This window comes from Thermus sp. (assembly GCF_056332225.1).
In genome coordinates this window covers 1-17,059 of record NZ_JBWGQW010000007.1, presented here as the reverse complement: position 1 = coordinate 17,059, position 17,059 = coordinate 1, and the positions used below count along the sequence as shown (strand labels likewise).

General features: G+C 69.1%; 21 protein-coding genes. 15 read left to right on the top strand and 6 right to left on the bottom strand.

What is annotated here, in order from left to right:
* Nucleotides 1-6 precede the first annotated feature (6 nt).
* Nucleotides 7-801, top strand: coding sequence for a ZIP family metal transporter (locus tag AC01Y6_RS02605; protein ID WP_428716629.1), 795 nt, complete (start codon nucleotides 7-9; stop codon nucleotides 799-801).
* A gap of 31 nt (nucleotides 802-832) precedes the next feature.
* Here the strand turns inward: AC01Y6_RS02605 and AC01Y6_RS02600 are convergent, their stop codons facing one another.
* The 3 genes from AC01Y6_RS02600 to AC01Y6_RS02590 all read right to left on the bottom strand — a co-directional run bounded on the left by AC01Y6_RS02600 (nucleotide 833) and on the right by AC01Y6_RS02590 (nucleotide 2,162).
* The gene (locus tag AC01Y6_RS02600) at nucleotides 833-1,156 is read right to left on the bottom strand and encodes a dolichyl-phosphate-mannose-protein mannosyltransferase (RefSeq protein ID WP_428716630.1); all 324 of its coding nucleotides are present in this window, start codon (nucleotides 1,154-1,156) and stop codon (nucleotides 833-835) included.
* 9 nt (nucleotides 1,157-1,165) lie between these two features.
* Nucleotides 1,166-1,636 (bottom strand): SCO family protein, encoded by a 471-nt coding sequence (locus AC01Y6_RS02595; protein ID WP_476670094.1) that lies wholly within the window; start codon nucleotides 1,634-1,636, stop codon nucleotides 1,166-1,168.
* 106 nt (nucleotides 1,637-1,742) lie between these two features.
* Complete coding sequence (locus tag AC01Y6_RS02590; protein WP_428716632.1) at nucleotides 1,743-2,162, bottom strand: copper chaperone PCu(A)C; 420 nt, start codon at nucleotides 2,160-2,162, stop codon at nucleotides 1,743-1,745.
* 113 nt (nucleotides 2,163-2,275) lie between these two features.
* On the opposite strand from AC01Y6_RS02590, the gene AC01Y6_RS02585 reads away from it, so the two are divergent.
* The 8 genes from AC01Y6_RS02585 to AC01Y6_RS02550 are packed head-to-tail and all read left to right on the top strand — an operon-like array spanning nucleotide 2,276 to nucleotide 7,602.
* Nucleotides 2,276-3,463, top strand: a complete 1,188-nt coding sequence (locus AC01Y6_RS02585) for a right-handed parallel beta-helix repeat-containing protein (RefSeq protein ID WP_476670093.1) — start codon at nucleotides 2,276-2,278, stop codon at nucleotides 3,461-3,463.
* Nucleotides 3,442-4,119 (top strand): ABC transporter ATP-binding protein, encoded by a 678-nt coding sequence (locus AC01Y6_RS02580; protein ID WP_347240520.1) that lies wholly within the window; start codon nucleotides 3,442-3,444, stop codon nucleotides 4,117-4,119. Before AC01Y6_RS02585 ends, AC01Y6_RS02580 begins: the two co-directional genes overlap by 22 nt.
* Nucleotides 4,103-4,795: a nitrous oxide reductase accessory protein NosL gene (locus AC01Y6_RS02575; protein WP_476670092.1), complete on the top strand. Its 693-nt coding sequence runs from the start codon at nucleotides 4,103-4,105 to the stop codon at nucleotides 4,793-4,795. Before AC01Y6_RS02580 ends, AC01Y6_RS02575 begins: the two co-directional genes overlap by 17 nt.
* Before the next feature lie 15 nt (nucleotides 4,796-4,810).
* Nucleotides 4,811-5,332, top strand: a complete 522-nt coding sequence (locus AC01Y6_RS02570; protein WP_347241417.1) for a nitrous oxide reductase accessory protein NosL — start codon at nucleotides 4,811-4,813, stop codon at nucleotides 5,330-5,332.
* Nucleotides 5,329-6,078 (top strand): hypothetical protein, encoded by a 750-nt coding sequence (locus AC01Y6_RS02565; protein WP_476670090.1) that lies wholly within the window; start codon nucleotides 5,329-5,331, stop codon nucleotides 6,076-6,078. The genes AC01Y6_RS02570 and AC01Y6_RS02565 overlap by 4 nt, the downstream gene beginning before the upstream one ends.
* Before the next feature lie 9 nt (nucleotides 6,079-6,087).
* A complete protein-coding gene (locus AC01Y6_RS02560) occupies nucleotides 6,088-6,531 on the top strand; it encodes a hypothetical protein (RefSeq protein WP_347241420.1) in 444 nt (147 codons plus the stop codon).
* A complete protein-coding gene (locus AC01Y6_RS02555) occupies nucleotides 6,506-7,102 on the top strand; it encodes a MazG family protein (RefSeq protein ID WP_428721183.1) in 597 nt (198 codons plus the stop codon). The genes AC01Y6_RS02560 and AC01Y6_RS02555 overlap by 26 nt, the downstream gene beginning before the upstream one ends.
* Nucleotides 7,103-7,131: 29 nt before the next feature.
* Nucleotides 7,132-7,602 carry an NUDIX hydrolase gene (locus AC01Y6_RS02550; RefSeq protein ID WP_347241422.1) on the top strand — a complete coding sequence of 157 codons (471 nt, stop codon included), beginning with the start codon at nucleotides 7,132-7,134 and terminating at the stop codon, nucleotides 7,600-7,602.
* Nucleotides 7,603-7,646: 44 nt separating this feature from the next.
* Here AC01Y6_RS02550 and argB read toward each other — a convergent pair whose 3' ends face one another.
* A complete protein-coding gene (argB, locus tag AC01Y6_RS02545) occupies nucleotides 7,647-8,393 on the bottom strand; it encodes an acetylglutamate kinase (protein ID WP_428721181.1) in 747 nt (248 codons plus the stop codon).
* Nucleotides 8,386-8,877, bottom strand: coding sequence for a hypothetical protein (locus tag AC01Y6_RS02540; RefSeq protein ID WP_476670089.1), 492 nt, complete (start codon nucleotides 8,875-8,877; stop codon nucleotides 8,386-8,388). The genes argB and AC01Y6_RS02540 overlap by 8 nt, the downstream gene beginning before the upstream one ends.
* Before the next feature lie 17 nt (nucleotides 8,878-8,894).
* Between AC01Y6_RS02540 and dnaX the strand changes: the two genes are divergently transcribed.
* The 5 genes from dnaX to AC01Y6_RS02515 all read left to right on the top strand — a co-directional run bounded on the left by dnaX (nucleotide 8,895) and on the right by AC01Y6_RS02515 (nucleotide 14,070).
* Complete coding sequence (dnaX, locus tag AC01Y6_RS02535; protein ID WP_476670088.1) at nucleotides 8,895-10,475, top strand: DNA polymerase III subunit gamma/tau; 1,581 nt, start codon at nucleotides 8,895-8,897, stop codon at nucleotides 10,473-10,475.
* Between the two features lie 7 nt (nucleotides 10,476-10,482).
* Nucleotides 10,483-10,764 (top strand): metal-sensitive transcriptional regulator, encoded by a 282-nt coding sequence (locus AC01Y6_RS02530; protein ID WP_347240739.1) that lies wholly within the window; start codon nucleotides 10,483-10,485, stop codon nucleotides 10,762-10,764.
* A 2-nt stretch (nucleotides 10,765-10,766) separates the two neighbouring features.
* The gene (locus AC01Y6_RS02525) at nucleotides 10,767-11,234 is read left to right on the top strand and encodes a phosphohydrolase (protein WP_347240738.1); all 468 of its coding nucleotides are present in this window, start codon (nucleotides 10,767-10,769) and stop codon (nucleotides 11,232-11,234) included.
* 69 nt (nucleotides 11,235-11,303) lie between these two features.
* Nucleotides 11,304-13,154, top strand: coding sequence for a 2-oxoacid:acceptor oxidoreductase subunit alpha (locus AC01Y6_RS02520; protein WP_476670087.1), 1,851 nt, complete (start codon nucleotides 11,304-11,306; stop codon nucleotides 13,152-13,154).
* A 1-nt stretch (nucleotide 13,155) separates the two neighbouring features.
* A complete protein-coding gene (locus AC01Y6_RS02515) occupies nucleotides 13,156-14,070 on the top strand; it encodes a 2-oxoacid:ferredoxin oxidoreductase subunit beta (RefSeq protein ID WP_347240736.1) in 915 nt (304 codons plus the stop codon).
* On the opposite strand, the gene AC01Y6_RS02510 is transcribed toward AC01Y6_RS02515, so the two are convergent.
* Nucleotides 14,067-14,627 carry a 5-formyltetrahydrofolate cyclo-ligase gene (locus AC01Y6_RS02510; protein WP_476670086.1) on the bottom strand — a complete coding sequence of 187 codons (561 nt, stop codon included), beginning with the start codon at nucleotides 14,625-14,627 and terminating at the stop codon, nucleotides 14,067-14,069. The two genes, AC01Y6_RS02515 and AC01Y6_RS02510, sit on opposite strands and share 4 nt — an antisense overlap.
* A gap of 46 nt (nucleotides 14,628-14,673) precedes the next feature.
* Between AC01Y6_RS02510 and AC01Y6_RS02505 the strand changes: the two genes are divergently transcribed.
* The coding region (locus AC01Y6_RS02505) for a DNA polymerase III subunit alpha (protein WP_476670084.1) at nucleotides 14,674-17,059 on the top strand (2,386 nt) is incomplete at its 3' end.

Sequence of the window (17,059 nt, the reverse complement as noted above, 5' to 3'; positions counted from 1 at the left end):
GGGGACATGGAGCCCTTTCTCCTCTACGCCCTATTAGGCGGCCTCTTCACCTGGGGCCTCACGGCGGTAGGGGCGGCGAGCGTCTTCTTCGCAAGGGAGCCGAGCCGCAAGCTTCTGGACGCCATGCTGGGCTTCGCCGCCGGGGTGATGCTCGCGGCCAGCGTCTTCTCCCTCCTCGTCCCGGGCATGGAGATGGCGGAGGCCCAGGGGAAAAACCCCCTTTTCCCGGCGGTGGTGGGGTTTCTCCTGGGCGGTGGGCTCCTTCGGCTCCTGGACCGCTACCTGCCCCACCTCCACCTGGGCCCCAAGGAGGCCCCCGAGGGGCTCAAGACCCTCTGGCGCCGCACCACCCTCCTCGTCCTCGCCATCACCCTGCACAACTTCCCCGAGGGCCTGGCCGTGGGGGTGGCCTTCGGGGCCGCAGGGCTAGACCCCACGGGGACGGCCACCCTGGGCGGGGCCATCGCCCTCGCCTTGGGCATCGGCCTCCAGAACCTCCCCGAGGGGCTCGCCATCGCCTGGCCCTTGCGGCGGGTGGGGATCGGGGCGGGCCTCGCCTGGTTCTACGGGCAGCTTTCCGCCATCGTGGAGCCCCTGGGCGCGGTGCTCGGGGCCCTCCTCGTGGCCCAGATGATGGCCCTTCTCCCCTACCTCATGGCCATGGCGGCGGGGGCCATGGTCTTCGTGGTGGTGGAGGAGGTGATCCCGGAAAGCCAGGCGGAGGGGAACGGGGATACCGCCACCTTCGGGGTCATGACGGGCTTCGCCGTGATGATGGCCCTGGACGTGGCCCTTGGCTAAGGGCTCGCTCTGGCGGCCCTGCGGGTCTTTTTTACCTGCCCCCCAGGCGCTCCCGGAAAAGACGGGCGGCCTCCTCGGCCTTGGCCTTGGCGGCCTCGGCCGCCCTTTTGGCGGCTTCGGAGAGGTCCTTGAGCCTGTCGGGCAGGCCGTCTTTGTCCTGGTCCAGCTCGGCGAAGCGGGCCCGGGCCTCCTCCAGGGCCTTTTCCGCCTCCCGCAGGGCCTTTTCCAAGAGGTCGGGGCGGCCGTCCGCGTCCCGGTCTAGCCTCTCCTTGAGCTCCGCAAGCCTCTTCTCCGCCTCTCCCGCGGCGGAGCGGGCGAGCTCCTTGGCCTTTTCCAGGAAGGCTTTGGGGTCCATGGCCCCATCTTACAGGAGGGCCTTCAGGTCCGCCACCACCTTGTCCGTGGCCTCCACCTTGTCGGGGCTATAGAGGAGAACAAGCCTCCCCTCCTTGACCAGGAAGGTGGTGGCGGTGTGGTCCACCAGGTATTCCCCCGGGCCCCGGTACTGGGTTTTCTGGTAGTAGACGCCGAAGGCCTGGGCCACCTCCCGAATGGCCTCAGGGCTTCCCGAAAGCCCGAGAAAGCGGGGGTGGAAGGCCTTGGCGTAGCGGTCGGCGATCTTTGGGGTGTCCCGCTCGGGGTCCACGCTCACGAAGATCACCTGGACCCGCTCCTGGGCCTTCGGGGGAAGCTTCTCGTAGGCCCGCTTGAGGGCGAGCAGGGTGGTGGGGCAGACGTCGGGGCAGTGGGTGTAGCCGAAGAAGAGGAGGACCACCTTGTCCCGGAACTGGGAGAGGCGCACGGGGCCTTCGGGGCCCTCCAGGGCGAAGTCCACGGGCTTGGGGTTGAGGAGCCTCGTGCCGTAGAAGGCATGGCCCTTGGGGAGGAGGAGGTACCCGAGGGCGAGGAGGCCGAGGAAGAGAAGAGGGGCAAAAAGCGCTTCATCGCATCTCCACGGGTAGACTCACCCTAATCTGGGTGCCGTCCTGAAAGCGGAGGGTGAGCTCCACCTTTTCCCCTGCCTTGAGGGGAGCCTTGAGCCCTTCCAGCATGAGGTGGTAGCCCCCGGGCCGGAAGGCCACCCGAGTCTTTGGGGGGATTTCCACGTAGGGGAGGGGACGCATGCCCAAGACCACCTGCCCTCCTCGGTCTTCCCGGTAGTCCCGGTGCAGGGAGACCCGGCGGGCAACAGGGGTTTCCGCCCCCACCAGGCGCAAGGGTACCTTGCCCCGGTTTTCCACGGTGAGGTAGGCCGTGGTGTCCGGCACCACGGGGGGCACCAGGCGGACCCAACCGGGGAAGACCGCCACCTGGGCCAGAGCGGGGAGAGCCAGGGGAAGGAAAACCGCCAAACGCCTCATGTCCTCAGTTTAAACCCCGGGAAATGGGGGTAAGGGCGTCAAGAAAAGCTTTGTAGCCCAAGAGCCTGTGGGAAGTACATTTGTCCCGGGAAGCGGCACTACCCTGGGGGTGTATGCGCCTCCTGGGCCTCTTCGCCCTTTTCGGGCTCGCTTTCGGAGGCGGGGTCCTGGAGCTTTCCGGGGAAATCCCTGGACCCTTGGTCCTCTCCACGCCGGGCCTCGAGGTGGAGGGAAAGGGGGCTTGGGTCCGGGGAGGGAAGGGACACGCGGTCCTCCTCCTCGCCCCCGGCATCCGGGTGCGGGGCCTGCGGGTGGTGGGGGCCGGAGCAGGGCAGGACTTCTTTGAGCCCGACGCCGCCTTCTACCTGGGAGGGTGCGCGGGTTGCGCCCTGGAAGGGGTGAGGGCGGAGGGGGCTTTTACGGCGGTGCGGGTGGAGGACTCCCCAGGGGCCAGGGTGGTGGGCCTCGAGGCCCGCGGACCGGACTCTCCCGCCCCCGGGGTTCTGGTCTACCGGAGCCCGAACGCCCTCATCGCCCGAAATCGCCTCTCGGGCTACATGGACGCGGTCTACGTGGAGTACAGCCCCGGTACCGCCATCCGGGAAAACCTCCTGGAGGGGAACGGGCGCTATGGGTTTCACGTGATGTTCTCCTGGGAAGTGCGGGTAGAGGCGAACACCAGCCGCAACAACGCCGTGGGCAACGCCGTCATGCACGGGGCCGCCAACCGGGTGGTGGGCAACCGCCTTTCGGGTCAAAAAAGCCCCGTGGGCTACGGCCTCCTGGTCCAAGACGAAAAGGGCACCGAGGTGCGGGGCAACACCTTTCAGGAAAACACCCTGGGCCTGGTGCTCATGGACGCCAAAGAGGTGGCGGTGCGGGAGAACCGCTTTCTGGAAAACGGCACGGGTCTACGCATCACCCGGGAACGGGGGGGGAACTCGGCCCTGGTGGAGGGAAACGCCTTTCGGGGCAACCTTTACGACCTCCTGGTGGACGACCCGGAGGCGAAGGCCCGGGTGGTGGGCAACGCCTACGACCGGGCCTCGGGCCTCCCCGTCCCTCACTTTCCCACCTCCAGCTTCGCCCTTCTCCTCGCCCGCCAGCCCGAACTTTCCCTCTTCGCCCTTGCCCCGGGGGTCCTGCTCTGGGAAGGGGCGGAAGCCCAGGTGCCGGGGCTTAGGCTCGCGCGCCTTGCCGACCCCAGGCCCAAGAAGCTGGCCAAACAAGGGGCTTCTTCCCCTTCCCTCTTCCTCCTCGCCCTTTTGGGAGGTGGCCTGTGGTGGTGGTGGAGGAGCTGAGCAAGCGGGGGCGGCTTAAGGGCCTAAACCTTAGGCTCTCCGGAGGGGTGGTGGGGCTTCTCGGTCCCAACGGGGCGGGCAAGAGCACCCTCCTCGCCCTCCTGGCGGGAAGGCTCAGGCCCGACAGGGGGCGGGCCCTGCTCCTGGGCCGCTCTCCCAGGGACCCGGGCCTCCTTCCCCTCCGCGCCTACCTGCCCCAAACCCCGAGGCTTTTCCCCCACCTCCGGGCAAGGGAGGTCCTGGTCCTGGCCCAGCGGATCAAGGGGCTCGGCCCCCAGGCCCTAGAGGAAGCGGTGGACCGGATGGGTCTGGAGGGGTTTATGGACCGGAAGGTGGGCGCCCTCTCGGGGGGCCAGCGCCAACGGCTGGCCTTGGCGGCGAGCCTTATGGGCAACCCGGCGGTTTGGCTCCTGGACGAGCCCACCGCCGCCCTAGACCCAAAGGGAAGGGAACGGTTCTGGGCCTGGGTGGAGGCCAAGGGGCAGGGGCTTGTGGCGGTGGCGCTGCACAGCCTCGAGGAGGCCTACAAAACCCAGCACCTGGTCCTCCTCAAGGGGGGTGTTCTCCTGGAGGAGGGGCCGCCCCAGCTCGTTTTGGGCCAAAGGGGAGAGCGCATCCCCTGGCTAATGGAGGTGCTCTATGAGGAATCGGCGTGAAGTGGTGAAGGCTTTGGCGGGTCTGGCGCTCACGGCACCGGCCTTGGCCCAGATGGGCCACGGGAACCCCGCGATGGCCGGCTCCAGGCCCTCGGGCCGGGCGGTGCCCCCCAAGCCCATCCCCTGGGAGGCGGGGACGTGCGCCTTCTGCGGCATGCCCATTAAGACCCCTGAAGGGTCGTGGCGGGGCCGCACCTTCCCCAAGGGCTTTTTTGAGCAGACCTATTCCCAGATCGCCTTCGCCGAGCCCCGGCCTGCTCCCCACGACCCCCAGCAACAGGTGGAGGCCCTCCACTTTGAGAGCATCGCCTGCATGGTGAACTACGCCTGGGTCCACGGGATCAAGGACGGGGAGGAGGCCACCTTCTACGTCACCGACCGGGGAAGCTACGACCCTGCCCGCCCCCAGGAGACGGTTCGCCTGATTCCCGCCCGGTCGGCCACCTACTACTGGGGGGAGAGGATGATGGTGGTGATGAACGCCCACCTTCTGGCCTTCGCAAGCCCGAAGGCGGCCCAGGAGTTCGCCGAGAAGAACAGGGCCCAGCACGGGCGCCAGCACTTTTACAGCTTCCAGACCCTCCTGGACCTCGCCCCCCTTCCCGAGATGAACCTGGTGGCCCTCCTGGCCAAGCACGCGGGGCTCCTTGGGGAGGGAATGGACCACGGCCATTAGCCTAGGCTTGAGCCCATGGAACGTCGGCATCTGCTCAAGCTTGCCGTGGGAGGGCTTGGGGCCCTTTTCCTCCGGGCCCAAGCCTCTCCTAGGCCCCTACGGGTGGGGGTGGAAGCCTGCCCCTACTGCTTCATGACCATCCTGGACGCCCGCTACGCCGCTCAGGCGGTCAACCCCCAGGGCAAGGCCTTCTTTTACGACGACCCCGCCTGCCTCCTGGACCAGTTGAACGGCTGGGGGGGGCCTGAGCTGAAGGCCAAGGAGGTGTACCTGGCGGATTTCTTGGCGAGCGATCGCAAAAACCCCGTCTGGGTGGAGGCGAAAAAGGCGGTGCTCTACCACCACCCCAGGATCCGCACGCCCATGGGCTCGGGGCTTCTGGCCTTCGGCGACCCGAAGGAGCTGGAGGCGTACCTCAAGGGGCGACCGGAACACCGGGGGGGGCGGACCCTCACCTGGAACGGGGCCTTGGAGGAAGGAGCCAAGCGCACCTGGGTGCCCGCGGACTTCTTTCCCCCTCCCCCCAAGGCGCCGTGACGGGGTTTTTCCTGAGGGAGGTTGGCCGGAACCCTTGGGCCGGGGGTCTTGCGGTCCTTCCCCCCCTTCTTGCCCTGGGCTTTGAAGGGCGGGGGGAGGGGGTGGGCCTTGTGGGCCTTTACTCCAGCCTCCTCCTCGTCCTCCCGCCCCTGGTCCTGGCCCTCGCCCTTCCCCTCCTGGCCTCGAGGGAAGAGTGGGCCTTCCTCCTAGGCCTCCCCGCCCATCCGGCGCGGGCCTTTCTGGAAGGGGTCTTGGGGGTGTTCCTCGGCCTTCTCCTCCCCTTCCTCCCCGGGATGCTCATGGCGGCGGGCCTCTTGGGGTTGGGGAGGGAGGCCGCTTTGTGGTTCCTCCTTTCGGGGCTGGGGCTCCTCGCCTTTTGGGTGGGGCTTTCCGCCCTGCTTTCCGCCCTCTCCCTGGAGGAAAGGCGGGCCCTAGGGCTCGGTTTCGCCCTCTTCGGCTTTCTCAGCGTGCTTTACGGGCCTTTGGTGGTGGCCCTGGCCGTGCGCCTTAGGGACTACCCCCTCGAGGGCCTCCTCACGGGAGCCCTGCTCCTCAACCCCCAGGAGGTCCACCGGGTAGGCCTCCTCTCGGGGCTCAAGGCCCCCGTGCTCACGGGGCCTGTGGGCTACTTGGTGGCGGAGCGGCTGGGACGGGTGGGGCCCTGGCTGGGCCTGGGTTACCTCGTCTTCTCCGGGCTGGCCCTCGCCCTCCTCGCCGCCTGGGTCTTCGCCCGGAGAGACAGGTAACCTGGGTCCATGCGCCGCGCCGCCCTCTTCTTCATCCTCCCCTTCTTCCTCCAGCTCCTGGGCCTGGGGGACACCCCCTTGGGCGGGGGGCTTTGCGGCGAGGTCTTCCGCCTCAAAGACCCCGCCCTGGCCCTCAAGACCCCCGGGTTCTGGTACGGCCTCCTCTTCATGGTCCTCCTGGCCTTGGAGCTCGGCTTTGGCCTCTCCCTCCTCCTCCTTCCCCTCCTCGAGGTGCGCCCGGGAAAGGGGTGGATTCGGGCCGGGCGCTACCTGGTGGGGACCCTTCTTCTCCTCTTCCTCCTCACCCGCACCACGGGCCTGCCTGCCCCGGGCCCCGGGGGCTGGACCCTGGAGCCCGCCCCCCTAGACCCCCTCTCCCTCCTCCTCGTGGGGCTTTCCCTGACGGGGGGGCTCCTCCTAAGGGAGAATGGGGGGCATGGAAAGGCTTCTTGAGGTGATGCGCCGCCTGCGGGGGCCGGGGGGGTGCCCCTGGGACCGGGCCCAGACCCACGAAAGCCTGGTCCCCTACCTCCTGGAGGAGGCGAGCGAGGCGGCGGACGCCCTCCTTAAGGGAAACCCCCAGGAGATGGCCGAGGAGCTCGGGGACGTCCTTTTGCAGGTGGCCTTCCACAGCGTCATCGGCGAGGAGGAGGGAAGCTTCTCCTACGGGGACGTGGAGCGGGCCATCGTGGAGAAGCTCATCCGCCGCCACCCCCACGTCTTCGGGGAGGCGGAGGCCAAGACCCCGGAGGAGGTCAAGGCCCGCTGGGAGGAGCTCAAGGCCAAGGAGGGGAAGCGGGAGGACCCCTGCGCCCTGCCCCGGGGGCTTCCCACCTTGCTTCGGGCCTACGAGCTCCAGAGGAAGGGGATGGACCCAGGGAGCGAGGAGGGCCTGAAGGAAGCCCTGGCAAAGGGCGACCTGGAGGAGGCGCTTTGGCAGCTGGTGGGGCTTTTCGCCAAGAGGGGCCTGGACCCCGAGAGCGCCTTAAGGAAGCGCTCCCTCAGGGCCTGCCGGGAGGGCTAGAACCCCCGCCCGGCTTCCGCCTGGCGGCGGTGGCCGTGCCCCTTTTGGGGGAGCACCTCCTCTTCACCCTAAGGAGCCCCCGCCTCCCCACCCACGCCGGCCAGGTGAGCTTTCCCGGAGGGGTGGTGGAGCCGGGGGAGGGGGTGGTGGAGGCCGCCCTGAGGGAGGCGGAGGAGGAGGTGGGGCTAAGGGGGGTAGAGCCTTTGGGCTTCCTCTCCCCCACCCTCTCCCCCCAGGGCTTCCTGGTCCAGCCCGTGGTGGTCTTCCGAGAGGACCTTCCCCCCCTTAAGCCCAACCCCGAGGAGGTGGCGAAGGTGCTCCCCGCCCCCCTGGAGGAGCTCCTAAAGGTGGAGCCCTGGGGCGAGGTGCGGCTCGGGCGCAGGGTGTGGCACTTCCCCTGGCGGGGGGTGGACATCTGGGGGGTCACGGGGAATATCCTCAAGGAGTTCCTGGAGGTGTGGCGTGAGGCGCATCGGGGTCCTTCTCGCGGACCTCTTTGACGAGGGGAAGTTTCCCTACCCCTACTACCGCGGGCCTTTCTGGCTCAAAGGGTGAAGCGGGTCCCCGCCTCTTCCCGGAGGACGGCCTCGAGGACCCCCCTCTCCCCCCGGGCGATGGCCGCCCAAGGGGCCCCGGCCCGGAGGGCGGAGAGGGCCGCCTCCACCTTGGGGACCATCCCCCCCTGGAGGACCCCCTCCCCCTTTAGGGCCTCCACCGCCTCCGGGGTGAGGCGGAGGAGGCGGGTCCCGGGGTCCTTGGGGTCCCGGTAGACCCCCTCCACGTCGGTGAGGAAGACCGCGGGCCACCCCAAGGCCCCGGCCACGGCCCCCGCGGCGGTGTCGGCGTTCACGTTCAAGGCGCCTTCCTCGTCCAGGGCGATGGGGGCGAGGAGGGGGGTGTAGCCCTTCTCCAGGAGGTCCAGGAGGAGGCCCACCTCCACCCCCACCACCTCCCCCACCCGGCCGAGCCCGGGAAGCGCCCTCCCCTTGAGGCAGAGGGCGTCCCGCCCCGAGAGGGCGACCGCCTTCCTCCCCCTTCGGGAAAGCCCCGAGGCCAGGCGCTTCCCCGTGAGGTAGAGGGCCATCTCCACCACCTCAAGCTGCTCCGGGGGCGTCACCCGAAGCCCCCCCACGAAGCGGCTCTCCATCCCCAGGCGCCCTAGCCAAGCCCCGATCTCGGGCCCGCCCCCGTGGACGAGGACGAGGGGCCCGGGGTAGGCGGAAAGCTCGTCCAAGAGGGCCTCCGCCCCCCTCAGGCTTCCCCCCACCTTGACCAGAAGGGCCTCACTCAAGGTAGACCACCTCCTCGGGGAGGCCCCCCTCCTCCTCGGCCTCCAGGAGGTCCAGAAAGCCCAAGGCCGCGTGGTCCGGGTGGAGGCCGAAGGAGGTGGCCAGGGCCCGGACGGCGTGCTCCGGGGGCAGGGCCCTGGCCCCTTCCAGGAGGGGCCTTAGGTCCTCCGGGGCCCGGAGGGCCTCCCCGAGCTCGGGGCCCCGCCGGAGCTCCGCCACCACCTCCCCCCCTTCCGCCAGGAGGAAGAGGAGGTCCTCCTCCGCCTGCACCAGGAAGGCGAGGGCCCTCCCCAAGCGGGAAAGCTCCCTCAGGAAGGCCTGCACCGCTTCCGGGTTCTCCTCCGCCTCGAGGGCCTCGTGGTAGAGGCTCGTCCAGGGGGGGTCGGGCACCAGGTAGACCCCGGCCCCCCCCGTGCGCCCCTCCACCCAGGCCGCCACCCCCTCAAGAGGGGCCTCCACGTGGAAGGAGAGAAAGCTCCGCACCACGCCCTATACTAGCCCTTGTGAGCGCCCTCTACCGCCGCTTCCGCCCCCTCACCTTTGAGGAGGTGGTGGGCCAGGAGCACGTGAAGGAACCCCTCCTCAGGGCCATCCGGGAGGGAAGGCTCGCCCACGCCTACCTCTTCTCCGGGCCCCGGGGGGTGGGCAAGACCACCACGGCGAGGCTCCTCGCCATGGCGGTGGGGTGCGAGGCCGAGGAGCGCCCCTGCGGGGCCTGCGCCCACTGCCAGGCGGTGCAGAGGGGCGCCCACCCCGACGTGGTGGAGATTGACGCCGCCAGCAACAACTCCGTGGAGGACGTGCGGGAGCTAAGGGAGAGGATCCTCCTCGCCCCCCTTTCCGCCCCCAGGAAGGTCTTCATCCTGGACGAGGCCCACATGCTCTCCAAGAGCGCCTTCAACGCCCTCCTCAAGACCCTGGAGGAGCCCCCGCCCCACGTCCTCTTCGTCTTCGCCACCACCGAGCCCGAGAGGATGCCCCCCACCATCCTCTCCCGCACCCAGCACTACCGCTTCCGCCGCCTCACCGAGGAGGAGATCGCCTCTAAGCTCAGGCGCATCCTCGAGGGCCTGGGCCGGGAGGCCGAGGAGGAGGCCCTTCTCCTCGTGGCCCGCCTGGCGGACGGGGCCATGCGGGACGCGGAAAGCCTCCTAGACCGCCTCCTCCTCCTCCCGGGCCCCCTCACCCGGGCCCGGGTGGAGGAGGCCCTGGGCCTTCCCCCTAAGGAGGCCCTCCTGCGCCTGGCCCAGGCTTTGGCCGGGGGGCAGGTGGGGGGGGCCCTGGCCGAGGCCAGGCGGCTTTACGCCCAGGGCTTCGCCCCGAGGAGCCTGGTCCAGGGGCTCATGGAGGTCTTGAGGGAGGGGCTCTACGCCGCCTACGGCCTTGGGGGGGTGGCCCTCCCGGCCCCCCCTGAGGCCCTCCTCCGGGCCCTCACCGCCTTGGACGAGGCCCTGGAGAGGCTCGCCCGGCGCTCCGACCTCCTCGGCCTCGAGGCCGCCCTCCTCCAGGCCCTTCCCAAGCCCTCCCCATCCCGGCCGGAGGAGGCCCCCCTCCCCGGGCCCCCTCCCCCGGCCCCCGCCCCGCCTCCCGGGAAGGAGGAGGCGGTGGACCTCGGCGGGCGGTGGCGGGCCTTCCTGGAGGCCCTGAAGCCCACCCTCCGGGCCTTCGTGCGGGAGGCGAGGCCGGAGGTCTCCGGGGGCACCCTCCTCCTCCGCTTCCCCGAGAACAAGGCCTTCCACCAAAGGAAGGCCGAGGAGCAAAAAGAGGTCCTCCTGCCCCTGGCCCGGACCCACTTCGGGGTGGAGGACCTGGCCTTCCTCCTGGAAAAAAAAACCCCCGGGCCTAGGGGCCTAGACCCCGCCTCCGGGCGGGAGGGCCCCCGCCTCGAGGCGCCTGGCCCCCAAAAGGAGGCCTCGAGGCCCGAGCCCCCTCCTCCCGAGGAGGACCGGGAAGAAGACCCTCAGGAGGTCCTGGCCCGCCTCGGCCGAATCCTCGGGGGGAAGCTCCTTTGGGTGCGTAAGCCCAAGGCCCCGGAGGCCGAGGAACCCCTTAGCGAAGAAGGCATAGGGGGTAGCGGTATATAATGGGCCCATGACCCGGACCACCGAGCTTGGGCAGGACACCGTGGAGAACATCCTCAAGCGGCTTCGGCGCATAGAGGGCCAGGTGCGGGGCCTGCAGAAGATGGTGGCGGAGGGCCGCCCCTGCGACGAGGTCCTCACCCAGATTACCGCCACCAAGAAGGCCATGGAGGCCGCGGCCACCCTGATCCTGCACGAGTTCCTGAACGTCTGCGCCGCCGAGGTCTCCGAGGGCAAGGTGGACCCCAAGAAGCCCGAGGAGATCGCCACCATGCTGAAGAAGTTCATCTAGCCGTGCCCCGGTTCTTCCGGCGGCTTGGGAGGCTTCTAAAGGCCCTCCTCTCCCGGGAGGCCCCCGACGACCCCTTCGCCCTACGCTTCCTGGAAGGGGAGGAGCGGGAGCTCTACCTCGCCATGGACCCCCGGGACCGGGCCCACGGGGTGCGGGTGGCGAAAAGGCTCCTCGCCCGCTACCCCGAGGCCCCCGACTTCGCCGTGCGGGCTGCCCTCCTGCACGACGCCGGAAAGGCCCTGAGGCCCTACCGCCCCTGGGAGCGGGTCCTCACCGGGCTCTACGCCCCGCCCGTGCCTCCTTACCCTTTGCGCCGGGGGCTTGTGGGCGCCTTCCAGGTGCGCCGCCACCACCCCCTTTACGCCGCGGAGCGGATCCCCGATCCAAGGGTGCGGGCCTTGGTCCTGGAGCACCACGCCCCCCAAAGCCTCTGGGGGCGGAGGCTTCACCTGGCGGACGGGGAAGAGTAGGGGTGTACGAACGCCCCTAGCCAACCCCGCCTCATAAGGAGTAGGGTATCGGAGAACGGAGGAGGGGTTATGGACGAGTTCACCTGGCGCGTGGGCGGCCCCCAAGGGGGCGGGATAGAGACGGCGGCCACCCTCTTTGCCCGGGCCATGGGCAAGGGCGGGTGGTGGGTGGCCACCAAGCGGGAGTACCACTCCAACATCATGGGGCGGCACTCCTACCTGGACGTGCGGCTTTCGCGAAAACCCGTCCAGGCCTTCCGGGAAAAGGTGGACTTCCTGGTGGCCCTGGACGGGGAGACCCTGGCCCGCCACCTGGGGGAGGTGCGGGAGGGGGGGGTGCTCCTCTACGATCCCAAGGTCCTGGACCTCACCCTCTCCAAGCTCCCCATGCTGGACCACCGGGTGGCGGAGGCCCTCTCCCAGCGCTTCGGCAAGCTGGACCCGGGCCTCAAGGAGATCCTTCAAGCCTACGTGGAGGCGGGGGTCCAGCCCCTCCCGTACCCCTACGAGGAGGTGGCGGACCGCATCGGGGCCGAGCTCGGGGTACCCTCCCTGCAGGCCCGGCGCACCCTGAACACCATCGCCGTGGCGGCGAGCCTCCACTTCCTGGACTACCCCCTGGAGCCCCTTCTGGAGGCGTTGGCCCTGCAGTTTAAGGGGAAGGTCCTGGAGCTCAACCAGAAGGTGGCCGAGGCGGTCTACAGGGAGGAGGTTCCTAAGCTTTCCCTGAACCTAAAGGCCAACGGCTACGAGCCGGGCCGGGTCTACCTCACCGGGGCCCAGGCGGCGGCTTTGGGTAAGCTCGCCGGGGGGCTCCGCTTCCAGACCTACTACCCCATAAGCCCCGCCACGGACGAGAGCGTCTACCTCGAGGCCCACACCGCCTTCCCGGGGGCCGATGTGGCCGTGGTGCAGACCGAGGACGAGATCGCCGCCGTGACCATGGCCGTAGGAGCCGCCCTCACGGGAGCCAAGGCCGCCACCGCCACCAGCGGCCCCGGCTTCAGCCTCATGGCCGAGGGGATGGGCTTCGCCGGGATGATTGAGGCGCCCTTGGTGGTGACCCTCTACCAGCGGGGCGGGCCCAGCACCGGGCTTCCCACCCGCACGGAGCAGGGGGACCTTTGGTTCGCCATAAGGGGGGGGCACGGGGAGTACCCGAGGCTCGTCCTGGCCTCCGGGGACATCCTGGACGCCTTTTTGGATGCCCAGAAGGCCCTCGCCTGGGCCTGGCGCTACCAGACGGTGGTGGTCCACCTCCTGGACAAGTTCCTGGCCTCCCTGGCCCAAAGCCTTCCCAAGGAGGCCTTTAAGGTGCTTTCCCTGGACGGGGAAAGGCGCCTTCCCCCAAGGGAGGGCTTCGGGCCTTACGAGCGCTACGCCCCAGGAGAGGACGGCCTTTCCCCCTTCATCCCCATCGGCACCCCTGGGGGCTTCTACTGGATAACCTCCGACGAGCACGACCCCCTGGGCCACATCACCGAGGACCCCGTCCTCCGGGAAACCCAGATGGAGAAGCGGATGCAAAAGCTCCAAACCGCCCGGAAGGAGATCCCCAAGGAGGACCAGTACACCCTCTTCCGGGACGGGGAGGTGCTGGTCTTGGGCTGGGGGACGGTGAAGGGCACCCTCCTCGAGGCCCTGGACCACCTTCCCGGGGTGGGCTACCTCCACCTCCGCCTCCTCTGGCCCTTCCCCGAGATCGCCCCCCTCCTCGAGGGGAAAACCCTGGTCACGGTGGAGCACAACTACTCGGGCCAGCTCGCCGACCTGGTGCAGCAGGAAACCCTGAAGAAGGTCCACCACCGGGTGGTGAAGTACAACGGCCGGCCCATCACCCTGGACGAGGCCGTGGCGGCCCTGAAGGCGGTGAAGGAGGGCCAGGCCCCGGAAAGGCTCGTGCTCAGGAAAGGAGTCTAGGATGCTGGAGCTCAAGCTTGCGGACTACAAGGCGGAAAAACAGCCCGACTGGTGCCCAGGGTGCGGGGACTACGGCATCCTCTCCGCGCTCCAGATGGCCCTCTTTGAGCTGAAACGGGATCCCAGTCAGACGGCGGTCTTCTCGGGTATCGGCTGCTCGGCCAAGACCCCCCACTACCTCAACGTCTACGGGGTTCACACCCTCCACGGCCGGGTCCTGCCCATCGCCCAAGGGGCCAAGCTCGCCAACCCCCACCTCACCGTGGTGGCCGTGGGCGGGGACGGGGACGGGCTCGGGATCGGCGCCGGGCACTTCGTGGCCGCGGGGCGGAGAAACGTGGACCTCCTCTACATCCTCTACGACAACGAGGTCTACGGCCTCACCAAGGGCCAGGCCGGGCCCACCTTAGGCCTTGGGGAGAAGACCAAGAGCCTCCCCAAGCCGAACCCCCAGGGGCGGATCAACCCCCTGCTCCTGGCCTTCTCCGCCGGCTACACCTGGATCGCCCGGGGCTACGCCTACGACGTGAGGGGCCTGAAGGAGCTCATCAAGGAGGGGATCGCCCACCGGGGCCTCGCCTTCCTCCACGTCCTCCAGCCCTGCCCCACCTACAACGACCTGCACACCAAGGAGTGGTTCGCCCCGAGGCTTTATAGGCTTCAGGAAGAGGGCTACGACCCCCACGTCCCCGAAGGGCTTTCCCCGGAGGAGTTGGATCGCAAGATGGCCATGTTCCAGGAAAAAGCCCTGGAGTGGGGGGAGCGGATCCCGGTGGGGGTCTTCTGGAAGGCGGAGGTGCCCACCTTTGAGGAGCGCCTAAAGGCCTACCTCCCCCGCTACCCCGAGGCCTACCCGGCGGAGGGGCCGCGGGAGGCCCTGGACCTCGAGGGCCTCCTCCGGGAGTTCGCCCTCTAAAACCGAAGGAGCCTCTGGGGGGTGGCGATGAGGTCCACCCGGCGCTCGGGCTCCACGGGAAGACGGGGGTAGACCATCACCGGGTGGGCCAGGGTGGCGAAGGGGGCTTCCACCCTAAGCCAGTCCTGGGGAAAGCCGTAGCCCTTGCCCACCCACCCCCCCTCCTCGTCCACGGCCACCGCCCCGATGAGGACAAGGTCCGGCGGGGCCTCCTCCAGGGCCACCCGGGCCCCGAAGCGGTAGGCCTCCCGCACCCGCTTGAGCCGCCTCGGGTCCACGTCCTTTAGGAGCAGAAACTCCCCGGGCCGGTCGGGATGGGGGAGGAGGACCTCCTTGCCCTGGCGAAGCGCCTCCTCCCTAAGGGGCTTGAGGACGGCGTCCATACCCGCGAGGATTCGCCTCGCCCCCTGGAACTCCGGGGTCTTGATGAGCCGCTCCGCCGCCCGCCTCGCCCCCAGGAAGTTCGGGTGGTGGCCGTGGGGGGGCGTGGGGTGGAGGGCCAGGTCGTGGCGGGCCAGGAAGTTCCAGACCTCCTCGCGAAGCTCTCCTAAGGTCATGCGCTCCCGTCCCCCCCATAGGGTAGCAGGCCGTAAACTGGGGACCATGGGCCGCAAGCTCCGCTTCGCCCACCTGCACCAGCACACCCAGTTCTCCCTCCTGGACGGGGCGGCCAAGCTCTCCGACCTCCTCCGTTGGGTGAAGGAGACCACCCCCGAGGACCCCGCCCTGGCCATCACCGACCACGGCAACCTCTTCGGGGCGGTGGAGTTCTACAAGAAGGCCACCGAAATGGGCATCAAGCCCATCCTGGGCTATGAGGCCTACGTGGCGGCGGAAAGCCGCTTTGACCGCAAGCGGGGGAAGGGCCTAGACGGGGGCTACTTCCACCTCACCCTCCTCGCCAAGGACTTCAAGGGGTACCAGAACCTGGTGCGCCTGGCGAGCCGGGCCTATCTGGAAGGCTTCTACGAGAAGCCCCGCATTGACCGGGAGATCCTGAGGGAGCACGCCGAGGGCCTCATCGCCCTCTCGGGGTGCCTGGGGGCCGAGATCCCCCAGTTCATCCTCCAAGACCGCCTGGACCTGGCGGAGGCCCGGCTTGAGGAGTACCTCTCCATCTTCGGCGACCGCTTCTTCATAGAGATCCAAAACCACGGCCTCCCCGAGCAAAGGAAGGTCAACGAGGTCCTGAAGGAGTTCGCCAGGAAGTACGGCCTCGGGATGGTGGCCACCAACGACGGCCACTACGTGAAAAGAGAGGACGCCCGCGCCCACGAGGTCCTCCTCGCCATCCAGTCCAAGGCCACCCTGGACGACCCCGAGCGCTGGCGCTTTCCCTGCGACGAGTTCTACGTGAAGACCCCCGAGGAGATGCGGGCCATGCTCCCCGAGGCGGAGTGGGGGGACGAGCCCTTTGACAACACCGTGGAGATCGCCCGGATGTGCAACGTGGACCTCCCCATCGGGGACAAGATGGTCTACCGCATCCCCCGCTTCCCCCTCCCCGAGGGGCGCACCGAGGCCCAGTACCTAAGGGAGCTCACCTTCAAGGGCCTCCTCAGGCGCTACCCGGACCGGATCACGGAGGGCTTTTACCGGGAGGTCTTGCGCAGGCTCGGGAAGCTTCCCCCCCACGGGGATGGGGAGGCCCTGGCCTGGGCCTTGGCCCAGGTGGAGGAGGCGGCCTGGGAGGGGCTAAAGGCCGGGCTTCCCCCCCTAGAGGGGGTGAGGGAGTGGACGGCGGAGGCCATCCTCCACCGGGCCCTCTACGAGCTTTCCGTGATTGAGCGCATGGGCTTTCCCGGCTACTTCCTCATCGTGCAGGACTACATCAACTGGGCCCGGAAAAACGGCATCTCCGTGGGGCCTGGGCGGGGAAGCGCCGCCGGGAGCCTGGTGGCCTACGCCGTGGGCATCACCAACATTGACCCCTTGCGCTTTGGCCTCCTCTTTGAGCGCTTCCTGAACCCGGAGCGGGTCTCCATGCCCGACATCGACACCGACTTCTCCGACCGGGAGAGGGACCGGGTGATCCAGTACGTGCGGGAGCGCTACGGCGAGGACAGGGTGGCCCAGATCGGCACCCTGGGAAGCCTCGCCTCCAAGGCCGCCCTCAAGGACGTGGCCCGGGTCTACGGCATCCCCCACAAGCGGGCGGAGGAGCTCGCCAAGCTCATCCCGGTGCAGTTCGGGAAGCCCAAGCCCCTCCAGGAGGCCATTCAGGTGGTGCCGGAGCTCAGGGCGGAGATGGAGAGGGACCCCAAGGTGCGGGAGGTCCTCGAGGTGGCCATGCGCCTCGAGGGCCTGAACCGCCACGCCTCCGTCCACGCCGCCGGGGTGGTGATCGCCGCCGAGCCCCTCACCGACCTCGTCCCCCTCATGCGCGACCAAGAGGGGCGGCCCGTGACCCAGTACGACATGGGGGCGGTGGAGGCCTTGGGCCTTTTGAAGATGGACTTCCTGGGCCTCCGCACCCTCACCTTTCTGGACGAGGCCAAGCGCATTATCCGGGAATCCCGGGGGGTGGAGCTGGACTACGACCGCCTCCCCCTGGACGACCCCAAGACCTTTGAGCTCCTGTCCCGGGGCGAGACCAAGGGGGTCTTCCAGCTGGAGTCCGGGGGCATGACGGCCACGGTGCGGGGCTTGAAGCCCAGGCGGGTGGAGGACATCATCGCCCTGGTCTCCCTCTACCGCCCGGGCCCCATGGAGCACATCCCCACCTACATCCGCCGCCACCACGGGCTGGAGCCCGTGAGCTACAGCGAGTTTCCCCACGCCGAGAAGCACCTCAGGCCCATCCTGGACGAGACCTACGGAATCCCCGTCTACCAGGAGCAGATCATGCAGATCGCCTCGGCCGTGGCGGGGTACTCCCTGGGGGAGGCGGACCTCCTCAGGAGGGCTATGGGGAAGAAGCGGGTGGAGGAAATGCAGAGACACCGGGAGCGCTTCGTCCGGGGGGCCAAGGAGCGGGGCGTGCCCGAGG